A 13419-nucleotide genomic window follows, 5' to 3' on the forward strand; every position below is an offset into this window, starting at 1 on the left:
TCACATAACATAATCGGTATCAACAAACTTGGCACACTATTGAGTTCTCAAACAACAGACACACCCAGCACCACCCAAACCCACAAGGATCCAGGATCGCTCCGGAGCAACTTTCCAAACTTACCCGCTGACTTCCTGCGTGTCAAACCGGCGTTCGCGACCATCCTCAGCATATGCTTGGGGGATCGGTTTTCCGTCTGACTCCGTGGAGCAGCGCGGAAATAAACGGTACCACCACTCCTGTTGGTTCGCCAGTCCGCCCCCGAAGGGCACTCTGCCGGCAGCCGAAAGGCCCGGAATCACGCGGATTCCGGGCCTTTCGTGGACCAACCGCGAGCTGGCTCAGCCGGCTGATTTAGCTCCCGGCTTGAAGTAGGACGCCCCGAGCGGGGGCAGCGTGACAGTCAGCGTCGCCGGCTGTCCGTCCTGTGCTTCGTCGGTGGCCTCCAGCTCGCCGGTGTTGAGGACACCGGATCCGCCGTAGGTGGTGTGGTCAGTGTTCAGGACCTCTGTCCATGCCCCGGCCGAGGGGACTCCCAGGGTGTAGCCGACATGGGGGCCGCCGGAGAAGTTGATGGCACACACGATCGGGTTGCCGTCGGTGTCCCACCTGATGAACGACAAGACGTTGCGGTCCGCGTCTCCCCCGTTGATCCACTGGAAGCCGGCAGGAACGTTGTCCTGCGTGTAGAGGGCCGGAGTGGATGCATAAAGCTCGTTGAGGTCCTTGGTCAGCAGCTGTAGTCCCCTGTGGGCAGGGATGTCCGCGAGCCACCAGTCCAGGCCGTGCTGTTCGGACCACTCTGCTTCCTGGCCAAACTCGGTCCCCATGAAGATGAGCTGCTTGCCGGGGTGCGCCCACTGGTAGGCAAAGAAGGCGCGGAGGTTCGCCAACTGCTGCCAGCGGTCGCCCGGCATCTTGCGAAGCATGGAGCCTTTGCCATGGACAACCTCGTCGTGGCTGATTGGCAGCAGGAAGTTCTCCGTGAAGGCGTAGACCAGGGAGAACGTCACCGTTCCGTGGTGCCATCTGCGGTTGTAGGGGTCCTCGGAAATGTACTTGAGGGAGTCGTGCATCCAGCCCATGTTCCACTTGAGGCCAAAGCCCAGGCCGCCGTGGCTGGTGGGGGCGGTCACACCAGGGAACGCCGTTGATTCCTCAGCGATCATGACAGCGCCGGGGTGGGTCTTGTAAACGGTGGCGTTGACTTCCTGCAGGAACGAAATAGCTTCGAGGTTCTCCCTGCCGCCGAAGCGGTTGGGCCGCCACTGGCCGTCCTGCCGCGAGTAGTCGAGGTAGAGCATGGAAGCAACCGCGTCCACGCGCAGGCCGTCGATGTGGAACTCATCCAGCCAGTACAGGGCGTTCGCCACCAGGAAGTTCCGGACCTCGGTGCGGCCGAAATCGAAGATGAGGGTACCCCAGTCCGGGTGTTCGCCGAGGGCCGGGTCCGAGTGTTCGTAGAGGGGCTCGCCGTCGAACCGGGCGAGCGCCCATGCATCCTTCGGAAAGTGTGCCGGCACCCAGTCCAGCAGGACGCCGATGCCCGCCTGGTGGAGGGAATCCACCAGGTAGCGGAATTCGTCGGGGTGGCCGAACCGGGATGTGGGTGCAAAGTAGGACGTGACCTGGTAGCCCCAGGAACCGCCGAACGGGTGCTCGGCCACCGGCATGAATTCAACGTGCGTGAACCCGAGCCACTTGACGTAGTCCACAAGTTCCTTGGCGAGTTCCCGGTACCCAAGCCCAAGGCGCCAGGAGCCCAAGTGCACTTCGTAGACGCTCATGGCTGAGTTGTGCGGGTCGTGCTTGGCCCGCGCTTCCATCCATTCGTCGTCCTTGAAGGAGTAAGAGGGTTCCACCACCCGGGAGGCAGTCAACGGGGGCACCTCGGTGCCGAATGCCAGGGGATCTGCCTTTTCGACCCAGTAGCCGCCCCGCGTGAGGATCTCGTACTTGTAGCAGGCTCCGGCAGCGACACCCGGGATGAAGACTTCCCAGACACCGGAAGAACCCAGCGAGCGCATGGAGTTTTCGCGGCCGTCCCAGGCGTTGAAGTCCCCCTTGACGCGGACGGCCTGGGCGTTGGGAGCCCACACGGCAAAGGAGACACCGTTGACGTCCCCCAGCGATGATTTGTAGTGCTGGACGTGGGCGCCAAGCACCTGCCACAGTTTCTCGTGCCGGCCTTCGCCGATGAGGTGCAGGTCCACTTCGCCTACTGTCGGCAGGTACCGGTAGGGCTCGTCGACTGTCGCCGGCTCCTTGCCCGGGTAGGTGACCGAGAGCCGGTAGTCAGGAACGTGGCCCTGTTCCAGCGGCTCCAACACGGCAACCCACACGCCGTGGGCCTCGTGCTCCATGGGAAATTCGCCGGCATGGGTGACCACGGTGATTGCTTCGGCGAGGTGCTTCACGGTGCGGATGGTGACATGCCCGTAGTCGTCCAGGTGCGCGCCCAGGACGGAGTGGGGGGCGTGGTGTTCACCGTTCGCGATCCTGCCCAGGGTGCCTTCATCCACGTGCAGCGGCACCCCCGGGCGGTCAGTTCGTGCTGAGCCTGTCATTTCAATACCTTCCGATGCTGCACCGGCGTGGTCGCCGGCGCCGTTACCACTCAGGAGCCGCCTGGCGGCGTTTACTGGAATCGCCAGCCAGTCGGGCCTGTTACGCATTTCATAGACAACTTCGTACAGCGCCTTGTCCAGCCACAATGCCACAAACAAAGGCGAGGTCCGGTCCACCGTGCCGGGAATGACCCCTGCGTACCCCGCCAGGAAAGCGTCGGCGCAATCGTCAACCCAGCCGTCCGGAACCTGGGCACCTTCCTGCTCGCGCTGCGCTGCTCCGGCTGCATAGTCGAAGGACCGCAGCATTCCGACGACGTCGCGCAGGGGCACGTCCGGGATGTTCCGTTCGGCGATGGGCCGCAGGGGCTCGCCCTCGAAATCCAGGATGGCCCAGCGCGACTCGTCGCCGGATTGGCCGGTGACCTGCAGGATCTGGCCCAGGTGAAGGTCGCCGTGGATGCGCTGCAGGGGCCCGGCGGGAGCCTTGTCCAGGTTGGCCAGCAGGGATTCCAAGGCATCGTCATAAGGGCCGACGGCGGCACGGGCTTCTGCCCAGGCGGTCCGCACCCGCTGTGCAACAGCAGGTGCTGCGCCGTTGCCGGGTTCATGCCCGGCTGACTGCCCCAGGGCCTCCGCGAGGCGCTTGTGCACCGTAGCGGTGGCCGCGCCCAGGGCCCGTGCTTCTGCCGTGAAGTCGGTGCCCGAGCGGGCCGCGTCCACGGCCAGCCGCCAGGCATCACGCCCGCCGGCAAGGAATTCGTGCGCCACGGCAAGCTCGCCCTGGACGTACCGGGTACCGTGGCCGGAGCCGGTGTTGCCATGGCCGAGCCACTCCCCGCTGACCCAGCCCAGGGTGGCGGGAACCTCCGCGGTACCCGCCTTGGTCAGGGCGGCGCCCACTTCGATCTCCGGGTTGGTCCCGTCCGAAAGGACCCGGAAGAATTTGACCATGGCCGCGGATTCGCCGTCGTCCACGATGACTGAACTGTTGGACTGCTCTCCCGAGAGCACCTTCACCACGCCCTTGGCGGTGGGGAGGCGGTGGGGCCCCTCCACGCGGAATCCCGTTGCGGTACCGCTGGCCGCCTTCTCCTGCAGACGGATCAACTCCAGCCAAGCGCCCACGAAGTCGGGATCGTGCACGGCGTCGTAGACCCAGGGACGGGTGGGATCCATGCCCGCTGCTTCGCCCACCAGCGCACGCTCCATGCCGCCCGCCGGTGCCGGCCGGAAGCTCAGGGGGACCTGGACGACGGCGGTGCGCGAACCGCCGTCGGGCCCCTCTGTGGTGACGTTTAGGAGGAACACCGCCAGCGCGGCGCGGCCACCGGGGTCTGTAAGTCCCAGGCTGCCTGCCTGGGAGATGGCGAATTCGGGGCTTTTGACCGGGAACCATCGCTGCTGCGGCAACCATTCCTTGAGCAGCGCGGTGAGGGCGGGTGTGAGGATTGGCTGGTTCATCTCAGTTCTCTATCGACAGGATGGGCATGGCCTGGGTGTAGGGCGACGACGGGTTGGACCCCGCCGTCCGCATCCGGAGCCAGAAAAAATCGTGGCTTCCGATGGTCAGGGTGAGGCTGCCGTCGTCGCCGATGCCGGGGAAGATCTGGCCGCCAAAGACGTCGCGGAGCCCCCGCCCTGCGTATTCGGGAATCCGCAGCCTTGCAGCAACCGGGTGCTGGGACAGGTTGAAGGCACACAAAATGGTCTCCGCGTTGGCGCCGTCAGGGTTGCTGTCCGGCAGCTCACGCAGGTACGCCAGGACGGCGTCGTGGTCTGCTTCCACATGCTTGAACGCGCCAAGCCCGAACGCCGGGTGGTTCTTGCGGACGCTGAGGATCTGCCGGGTCCAGCGCAGCAGGGACCCGGAATGGGCGGCCTCCGCTTCCACGTTGGCCATGCTGTAGTTGTACACCAGCGACTGGATGGGCGGCAGGTACAGCTTGCCGGGGTCCGCGTGGGAGAAGCCGGCGTTCCGGTCCGGGTTCCACTGCATGGGGGTACGGACGGCGTCGCGGTCCTCAAGCCAGATGTTGTCGCCCATGCCGATCTCGTCCCCGTAGTACAGGAACGGGCTGCCCGGAAGCGATAGCAGGAGCGCGTTGATCAGTTCGATCTCGGCCCGCGAATTGTCGAGCAGGGGTGCAAGCCGGCGCCGGATACCAATGTTTGCGCGCATGCGCGGGTCCGGCGCGTACCAGCCGAGCATCGCCGCGCGCTCATCGGAGGTAACCATTTCCAGGGTCAGTTCATCGTGGTTGCGGAGGAACGTGCCCCACTGTGCTCCCTCGGGAATGTCCGGGGTGTCGCGCATGGTTTCGATGATGGGCGCGGCCTTCTGGTCCCGCAGCGCGTAGTACAGCCGGGGCATGATCGGGAAGTGGAACGCCATGTGGCACTCGGGTTCGTCCTCGGTGCCGAAGTACTCCACCACCTCGTTGGGCGGCTGGTTTGCTTCGGCGATGATCACGCGGCCGGGGTAGCTTTCATCCACCATGGCCCGCAGCTGGCGCAGGAACTCGTGGGTAGCCGGAAGGTTCTCGCAGTTGGTGCCCTCTTCCTCGAAGAGGTAGGGGATGGCGTCCGCCCGGAAACCGTCTATCCCCTGGTCCAGCCAGAACCGGACCACGTCGAAGAGAGCGTCGATCACCTTGGGGTTTTCGAAGTTCAGGTCCGGCTGGTGGCTGAAGAACCGGTGCCAGAAGAACTGCCGGCGGATGGGATCGAACGTCCAGTTCGATTCCTCCGTGTCAACGAAGATGATGCGTGCGTCCTGGTACTTCTCGTCCGTGTCGCTCCAGACGTAGAAGTCCCCGAAGGGACCGTCCGGGTCCTTGCGCGATTCCTGGAACCAGGGGTGCTGGTCAGAGGTATGGTTCAGCGGCAGGTCGATGATCACGCGCACGCCGCGGGCGTGGGCTTCGGCGACGAGGCGCTTGAAATCGCTGATGGTGCCGAACTCGTCCAGGACCGAATTATAGTCGGAGATGTCGTAGCCGCCGTCGCGCAGCGGTGACTGGAAGAACGGGGGCAGCCAGAGGCAGTCCACGCCCAGCCACTGGAGGTAGTCCAGCCGGTCGATGAGCCCGGAGAAATCCCCGGACCCATCACCGTTGGCATCCGCAAAGGCCCTGACGAGAACTTCATAGAACACTGCCTTGCGGTACCACAGCGGGTCATGCTGGAGGCCTGGCGCATTTAGCTCGAACGTGCTCTTGGGGGTGAAGTGGCCGGAACTTTGCGGATTGAAATTCACTGATGCATTCTCCTCACGCTCAGGATGTGGGCGGGCTCCACATGCGGATCCAGCCGCACGTAGTTGTACTCGCCCCACTCCCAGCTTTCGCCGGAGATGAGGTCGTCCACGTGGAAGCCGCCGCCCGGCGTGAGGTCTTGCGGATCAAGCTCCAGGGCTGCCAGGTCCAAGGCCACGCTGCATTCCTTGGTGACGTGCGGGTCCACGTTGACTATCACGATGATGGTGTCCTTGGACCCGTCGGGAAGCGTCTTGTGCTTGGAGTAGACCACCGTGGAAGCATCGGTGCTTTGGTGGACGGTCAGGTTCTGCAGGTCCAGCAGCGCGGGGTGGTCACGCCGGATGTGGTTCAGCCGTGTGATGTAGGGAGCGAGGCTGCGGCCGGATTCGGCTGCGGCGTCCCAGTCGCGGGCCTTGTACTCGAACTTCTCGTTGTCGATGTACTCCTCGGCCCCGGGGCGGGCAACGTGCTCGTACAGTTCGTAGCCCGCGTAGACGCCCCAGAGAGGGCTCCCCGTGGAGGCAAGCACCGCCCGGATCCGGAACGCCGCCGGCCCGCCAAACTGCAGGTATTCAGTAAGGATGTCCGGGGTGTTGACGAAGAAGTTGGGCCGGAAGAACGCCGGGGATTCGTGGCTGACTTCGTCGAAGTACTCCTCGATCTCCGTCTTGGTGTTCCGCCATGTGAAGTAGGTGTAGGACTGCTGGAAGCCTGCCCTGCCGAGTGCGTGCATCATGGCGGGCCGGGTGAAGGCTTCGGCGAGGAACACTACACCTGGTGCGGCTTTATTTACTTCCGCAATTAACCATTCCCAGAACCACACCGGTTTGGTATGCGGGTTATCCACGCGGAAAATCTTTACGCCGTGGCTGACCCACAACAGCACAATCCGCAGGATTTCCCGGGAAAGCCCTTCAGGATCATTATCGAAATTGAGCGGATATATGTCCTGGTACTTCTTTGGCGGGTTTTCCGCGTAGGCAATGCTGCCGTCCACCCGGGTGGTGAACCATTCCGGGTGGGATTGCACCCAGGGATGGTCCGGAGCCGCCTGCAGCGCGAGGTCCAGCGCAACTTCCAGTCCCAGTTCGCTGGCCCGGGCCACGAATGCGTCGAAGTCCTCGAAGGTACCGAGGTCAGGGTGGATGGCGTCATGGCCGCCCTCTTTGGCTCCGATGGCCCAGGGTGAGCCGGGATCGTTGGGACCGGCCACAAGGGTGTTGTTGGGTCCCTTCCGGTGCTGGACGCCAATGGGGTGGATGGGCGGCATGTACAGGATGTCGAAGCCCATGGCGGCAACGGCGTCGAGCCGCCTGACCGCTGTCCGGAAGTTTCCTGACGTCCAGGCGCCGGTGTTGTGGTCCTTGACGGCGCCTTCGGACCGGGGGAAGAACTCGTACCAGGCGCCCCGGCCGGCCCGGTCACGCTCCACCAGGAGGGGGAATTTCTCGGAGACGGTCACCAGCTCGCGGATGGGCTGGCGGGCCACGATGTCCGCGATCTCCTGGCTGAACCCGGCCCCGAGCCGTTCCTCGGTGCCCCGCGACTGGTCACCGAGGACGTCCGCGGCGTGCCGCAGGGCTGCCCGGTCCACCTCGTCCCGGAAGTCCTCCGCGGACGCATCGCCAAGCAGTTTGGCACCTTCCGCGAGCATGAGTTCGACGTCGATTCCGGCGTCGATCTTCACCTCCGCGTTGTGGTGCCACGTGCCGTAGCGGTCATGCCAGGCTTCGATGACAAAAGACCACTTGCCGGTTTCCGACGGCGTGAGCACGCCTTCCCAGCGGTCCGTCCCCATGCCGCGTTCCCCGCGGGGCGGCGCGAGCCGCACCCGCTGGCGCTCCGCGCCGGAGGGGTCCAGGAGTACGGCGCTGACGCCGAGCAGGTCATGCCCTTCCCGGAAGGCGGTGGCGCCCACCACGATGCCTTCGCCGGGCAGGGCCTTGGCGGGGACCTTGCCGCCGTCGACGACGGGCTGTACGGCGGTGATGGGAAAACGCCCGAACCGCAGCCCCTCGGTGATACGGCGCTGGGGCATTTTGGTGGATGCTGCTGCACTGGTTCCTGAGTTAGTCGTCACAGGCTCGACGTTAGCGAGAAATGGCGAGGATTGCTAAGCCTGCTCACTAAATTCGCCGTGCCGCGGCCTAATTTCTTCATGCCCCTGTCATTTACCCAAAAGAAACCGAAAGCTGGTTCCGGCCGCGCATGTTGTCGGTTAGTGTGACGCAGGTGAAGGCAATCCGCAGGTTTACGGTCCGTACAGTCCTCCCCGAGCCCATTCGGCCCCTGGCCCGGCTGGCCAGCAATTTGCGGTGGTCCTGGCACCGCCCCACGCGTGAACTTTTCGCCGCCTTGAACCCGCGCCTTTGGGAGGAAAGCGGACAGGACCCCGTGGGCTTCCTGGGGATGGTCAGCAGGGAAGAGTTCCAGCAGCTCGCCGCGGACCAGTCGGTGGTGGACCGGGTGCGCACCGCGGCGGAGGACCTTGACCGCTACCTCGAGGAGCCGCGCTGGTACCAGGGCCTGGGTCCGGATGCGCCGGCTTCCATCGCGTACTTCTCCCCCGAGTTCGGCATCACGGAGGTCCTCCCGCAGTATTCGGGCGGCCTGGGCATCCTGGCCGGCGACCACCTGAAGGCTGCCTCGGACCTGGGCGTCCCCCTGATCGGTGTGGGCCTGCTGTACCAGGCGGGCTACTTCAAGCAGTCCCTCTCCCGCGATGCCTGGCAGCAGGAGACCTACCCCGTCCTGGATCCCGACGGGCTGCCCCTGACCCTGCTCCGTGAGCCGTCCCCCGACGGCAACGGCAAGCCGCTGCAGGTATCGCTGCCCCTGCCCACCGGCCGGCGGCTGTTGGCACATATCTGGCGTGCCGACGTCGGACGCGTTCCCCTGCTCCTGCTGGACTCCAACGTGCCGGGCAACGACGACGCCGCCCGCAGCATCACCGACCGGCTCTACGGCGGGGGTGGCGACCACCGGCTCCAGCAGGAACTGCTGCTGGGCATGGGCGGGGTCAAAGCCCTGCGCGCCTTCCAGCAGTTGACCGGCTGCGCCGCCCCCGAGGTGTTCCACACCAATGAAGGCCATGCCGGGTTCCTTGGGGTCGAACGCATCCAGGAACTGATGTCCGGGGAGCAGGCCCTGACGTTCGACGAAGCACTGGCGGCCGGGCGTGCCTCCACGGTGTTCACGACGCACACTCCGGTGCCGGCCGGCATCGACAGGTTCGAGATCGCCCAGATCAGCCATTTCTTCCAAGCCGGCCTGGCCCCCGAGGTGCCGGTGGACAGGATCCTGGAACTGGGCCGGGAGAACTACGCCGACGGAAACCCGTCCGTCTTCAACATGGCGGTCATGGGCCTGCGCCTGGCCCAGCGCGCCAACGGCGTGGCCAAGCTCCACGGCGAAGTGTCCCGCGGAATGTTCTCCGCGCTGTGGCCGGGCTTCGACCATTCCGAGGTGCCCATCACCTCCGTGACCAACGGCGTGCACGTGCCCACCTGGGTGGACGGCCGCATTTCCAAGCTGGCCCGCGACCAGTTCGGCAGCGAGGCGGAGGCGCTGGGCAAGTGGGATTTGGCCTACAACGTCAGCGACGCCGATGTGTGGGAGCTCCGCCGGGAGATGCGTGCGGCCCTGGTGGAGGACGTCCGCGGCAGGCTCCGGGCTGCGTGGAAGAAGCGCGGCGCGGCGGACGCCGAGCTGGGCTGGACGGACAACGTCCTGGACCCTGATGTGCTGACCATCGGGTTCGCCCGCCGCGTGCCCACCTATAAACGGCTCACGCTGATGCTGCGCGAACCGGCGCGGCTCAAGGCACTGCTCCTGCACAAGGAGCACCCCATCCAGCTGGTCATCGCCGGAAAGTCCCATCCCGCCGATGACGCCGGCAAGAAGATGATCCAGGACCTGGTGCGCTTCACTGACGATCCGGAAGTGCGGCACCGCATCGCGTTCCTGCCCAACTACGACATCGCGATGGCCAGGACACTGTTCCCGGGCTGCGACGTCTGGCTGAACAACCCGCTGCGGCCTTTGGAGGCGTGCGGCACCTCCGGCATGAAGGCGGCACTGAACGGGTCGCTGAACCTGTCCGTCCTTGACGGGTGGTGGGATGAGATGTACGACGGCGAGAACGGCTGGGCGATCCCCACCGCCAACAACGACGCCTCGCCGGAAGAACGCGACGACATCGAGGCGGCAGCGCTGTACGAGCTGCTTGAAACGCAGGTGGCGCCGCGGTTCTACGGGAGCACGGTGTCCGAGGCCGCGGGTGCTGCCGGGCCTTCCACCACCAGGAGCGAGACCGTGCCGACGCATTGGGTGTCCATGATCAAGCACACCCTCTCGCACCTGGGTCCGGCCGTCTCCGCGGAGCGCATGCTCCGCGACTACGTGAACATCCTGTACCGCCCCGCCGCGGAAGCCGGGCGCAGCGCCTCTGCCAACTCGTACGCGCAGGCCCGCGCGCTGGCGTCCTGGACGGCCAGGGTGCGCGGCGCCTGGCCCCAGGTGCACGTGGAGCATGTCGATTCGGTGGGGGTGTCCGAGGATCCGCAGATCGGCGACACTCTCCAGGTCAATGCCTACGTGGCATTGAACGCCCTGACCCCCGAAGACGTTTGCGTTGAGGTGGCCTACGGCCGGGCAGAAGAGAATGACGCCCTGGCGGACATCACCATGATGGAGCTGCAGGTGAAGGAGGACCTGGGCAACGGGCGGCACCTGTTCACCGGCTCCCTGGTCATCGACCGCTCCGGGCCGTTCGGATACACGGTCCGCGTCCTGCCAAGGCATGAAGCCCTGGCCTCGAAGGCGGAGCTGGGACTGATCGTCAACGCATAGCGCTCCGGCCTGGTGGGTAAGGCCCCCTTGCAGGCAAGGCAGTATCGCGAACGCAGGAGGGCTCAATGACCGAACGTACGGTGGCCGATGTAATCGTGGAGCGCCTCACCACATGGGGTGTGGGCCGGGTCTTCGGCTACAGCGGGGACGGAATCAACGGGTTCATGGGCGCCCTGCGGCGGACCGCGGGACAGGTGGAGTTTGTCCAGGCCCGGCATGAGGAATCGGCGGCATTCATGGCCGTGGGCCATGCAAAGTACACCGGCGGCGTGGGGGTGGTGACCTCCACCCAAGGCCCCGGCGCCGTCCACCTGCTCAATGGGCTGTATGACGCAAAGCTGGACGGCGTGCCGGTGGTGGCCATCGTGGGACAGCAGAGCCGCACGGTGCTGGGTTCGGCGTACATGCAGGAAATCGACCTTGTCGCGTTGTTCAAGGACGTCGCATCCCAGTTCGTGCAAATGGTCAGCGCTGCAGAGCAGGTGCCCATGGTGCTGGACCGCGCCTTCCGGACGGCGAAGGCCACCTCATCGCCCTGTGTGGTCATCATTCCGCACGACGTGCAGTCCGCGCCCGCACCGGAACTGGAGCAGCAGCACGGCATCGTGGTCACCGCTCCGTCCTGGAGCGCAGCGGCCAAGACACCGCGCGAAGAGGACCTGGCAGCCGCAGCCGCCCTTCTCAACTCAGCGGAACGGGTCGCCCTCCTGGTGGGCCAGGGAGCCAGGCACGCTGGCCAGGAGGTGGTTGCCGTGGCGGAAAAGCTGGGAGCAGGGATCGCCACCAGCCTCCTGGGCAAGCCCTATGTGGATGAGAACCTGCCCTTCGCGGTGGGAACCATGGGCCACCTGGGCACCACGGCGAGTGCACACTTGCTGGGCAACTGTGACGCCCTCCTGATTGTGGGCTCGAATGACCCCTGGACCGAGTTCTATCCGCCGCCCGGTGCGGCCCGTGCCGTGCAGATCGACATCGACGAGAAGAAGATCGGCAACCGGTACCCCGTCGAGGCAGGGCTGGCAGGAGATGCAGCCATGGCCCTGGAGGCGTTGAACCAAAGGCTGGAGCACCGCCCGCGCAGCCCGTGGCTGACCACAGTGGAGGAGGAGGTCAGCCGCTGGCGCATCCTCGCGGCAGACCGCGCAGCCGTGCCGGCACGCCCCATCAATCCCGAACGGGTGGTCCGGGAGCTCAACGCCCGGCTGCCCGGGAACGCCCAGGTGAGTGTCGACGTCGGAAGCTGCGTCTACTGGTACGCCCGCCAACTGGTACTGCCCCCGGGCGTCCCCGCGCACCTGTCCGGGACGCTGGCCAGCATGGGCTGCTCCATCCCGTACGGGATTGCCGCCAAGCTGGCGCACCCTGACCGTCCGCTCGTGGCCCTGGCCGGCGACGGGGCCATGCAGATGGCCGGCGTGGCCGAGCTGGTCACGGTGGCCCACCGCTGGCGCCAGTGGCAGGACCCGAGGTTCGTGGTGTGCGTCTTCAACAACCGCGAGCTGACCGAGGTCACGTGGGAGCAGCGCGAGTCGGAGCCCGAGCCGCGCTTTGCCGCAAGCCAGGAGCTGCCAGATTTTCCCTTCGCCGGCTACGCGGGCCTGCTGGGGCTGAAGGGCATCCGCGTGGAGGACCCCGAGCTGATCGCAGAGGCCTGGGACCAGGCCTTCGCAGCGGACTGCCCCGTGGTGATCGAGGTGTTGACCGACCCCGACGTTCCCCTCCTTCCGCCGTTCCCGGCCGGGCACCAGAAAGCGGACAGCATGCGGAAAGGGCTCGCGGCGGAGGACGACGGCGGCAGGGCCTCGGCACTGCTGGACACCTACGTCTCGCACGAGGAGCGCCCGGAGGGCTAGGTGCGTATGCCCCGCACGGTTTAGAGCAGCACAGCGGTGACGGCAAGGTCCTTGCCCGCGTACCGCTCAGCGTCCTGGAGGATCTCGCAGATGAGGCCGAAAGACCTGTCGCTGCGGAAGGGGGCAGCGACCTGCCAAAGGACCGTGACGGGCGGGTTGCCGTTCTCCGTGATGCTGTCCGCGAAGTCGTGGAGTGAATCGTTCAGGGCGTCGAGGTTCACGCCGTAGTGTTCGGGAAAGTCCAGGACCTCGCCGAAAGTTTCCAGGACTGCCCGTTTGCTGTCTGCCGGCGGGACGATCATGCTGCGGCGCCCGGCGTCCGCCACCTGTTCCTGCAGCTCTTCCAAGGTCCAGGTGTCGCCGGAGAAGATTCTCATGGTTGTGCTAGCTGCCTTCCGCTATGTACTTGAACGTTGCGTAGTGGTCCCCGGTGTAATACTTCTCCCCGCCGTTGCCCGCCACGATGCGCCGGGCGCCCCGGTCCGCTTCGCCGGGTGTGGGGACGGTGTACTCGCGGTAGTAGCCCCGGTCCCGGACTGGCAGGACGCGCTCGAAGTTGCCGAACACTTGGTCATCCTGGCTGTATTGGAACGGGCCGCCCGCCCGGATCAGCGCCAGCACCCTCCGGCCTTCCACAGGCAGCGCGGACTCCCTGGTTTCAGGCAGGCTGGACGGGTTGGCCGCCCGGTGTGGCGCCGCCTGCCTCGCTGCACCGGACGTAGCCGTCCCGCCCGGAGTGGACAGTGCGCTGGAAGCCGTTCCCGGCGTCGTGCCTTCCTTCTGCCGGCCCAGCAGCCCGGCGCCGCCGAACGCCACGACGGCCAGCACCACGAGGGTGGTGAGGAGCAGGGGGAGGATGGAGCGGTTGCGCATTCGTGGTGCCTGGA

At 65.9% G+C, this 13419-nt stretch carries 7 protein-coding genes; 2 read left to right on the forward strand and 5 right to left on the reverse strand.

Annotated features, from left to right (window positions below; translation table 11 throughout):
* Positions 1-342 precede the first annotated feature (342 nt).
* The 3 genes from IEW19_RS13015 to IEW19_RS13025 are packed head-to-tail and all read right to left on the reverse strand — an operon-like array spanning position 343 to position 7866.
* Positions 343-4032, reverse strand: coding sequence for a 1,4-alpha-glucan branching enzyme (locus IEW19_RS13015; protein ID WP_188572059.1), 3690 nt, complete (start codon positions 4030-4032; stop codon positions 343-345).
* A gap of 1 nt (position 4033) precedes the next feature.
* Positions 4034-5827, reverse strand: coding sequence for a maltose alpha-D-glucosyltransferase (gene treS, locus IEW19_RS13020; protein WP_188572060.1), 1794 nt, complete (start codon positions 5825-5827; stop codon positions 4034-4036).
* Positions 5824-7866, reverse strand: coding sequence for an alpha-1,4-glucan--maltose-1-phosphate maltosyltransferase (locus IEW19_RS13025; RefSeq protein WP_188572137.1), 2043 nt, complete (start codon positions 7864-7866; stop codon positions 5824-5826). The genes treS and IEW19_RS13025 overlap by 4 nt, the downstream gene beginning before the upstream one ends.
* Before the next feature lie 194 nt (positions 7867-8060).
* On the opposite strand from IEW19_RS13025, the gene glgP reads away from it, so the two are divergent.
* Complete coding sequence (gene glgP / locus IEW19_RS13030; protein WP_188572061.1) at positions 8061-10679, forward strand: alpha-glucan family phosphorylase; 2619 nt, start codon at positions 8061-8063, stop codon at positions 10677-10679.
* A 65-nt stretch (positions 10680-10744) separates the two neighbouring features.
* Entirely contained in the window at positions 10745-12532 is a 1788-nt protein-coding gene (locus IEW19_RS13035; protein ID WP_188572062.1) for a thiamine pyrophosphate-requiring protein, read from the forward strand.
* Between the two features lie 20 nt (positions 12533-12552).
* Here the strand turns inward: IEW19_RS13035 and IEW19_RS13040 are convergent, their stop codons facing one another.
* Both IEW19_RS13040 and IEW19_RS13045 read right to left on the reverse strand, forming a co-directional pair.
* Positions 12553-12909, reverse strand: a complete 357-nt coding sequence (locus tag IEW19_RS13040) for a barstar family protein (RefSeq protein WP_188572063.1) — start codon at positions 12907-12909, stop codon at positions 12553-12555.
* A gap of 7 nt (positions 12910-12916) precedes the next feature.
* Entirely contained in the window at positions 12917-13405 is a 489-nt protein-coding gene (locus IEW19_RS13045) for a guanyl-specific ribonuclease (protein WP_188572064.1), read from the reverse strand.
* Positions 13406-13419 lie beyond the last annotated feature (14 nt).

Source organism: Arthrobacter liuii (genome assembly GCF_014639275.1).
Classification (GTDB): Bacteria; Actinomycetota; Actinomycetes; order Actinomycetales; family Micrococcaceae; genus Arthrobacter; species Arthrobacter liuii.

Bases quoted from the DNA above. Each gene is read 5' to 3' on its own strand.
- IEW19_RS13035 (WP_188572062.1), top strand. From the start codon at position 10,745: ATGACCGAACGTACGGTGGCCGATGTAATCGTGGAGCGCCTCACCACA.
- IEW19_RS13040 (WP_188572063.1), bottom strand. From the start codon at position 12,909: ATGAGAATCTTCTCCGGCGACACCTGGACCTTGGAAGAGCTGCAGGAA.
- IEW19_RS13025 (WP_188572137.1), bottom strand. From the start codon at position 7,866: ATGCCCCAGCGCCGTATCACCGAGGGGCTGCGGTTCGGGCGTTTTCCC.
- IEW19_RS13015 (WP_188572059.1), bottom strand. From the start codon at position 4,032: ATGAACCAGCCAATCCTCACACCCGCCCTCACCGCGCTGCTCAAGGAA.
- IEW19_RS13045 (WP_188572064.1), bottom strand. From the start codon at position 13,405: ATGCGCAACCGCTCCATCCTCCCCCTGCTCCTCACCACCCTCGTGGTG.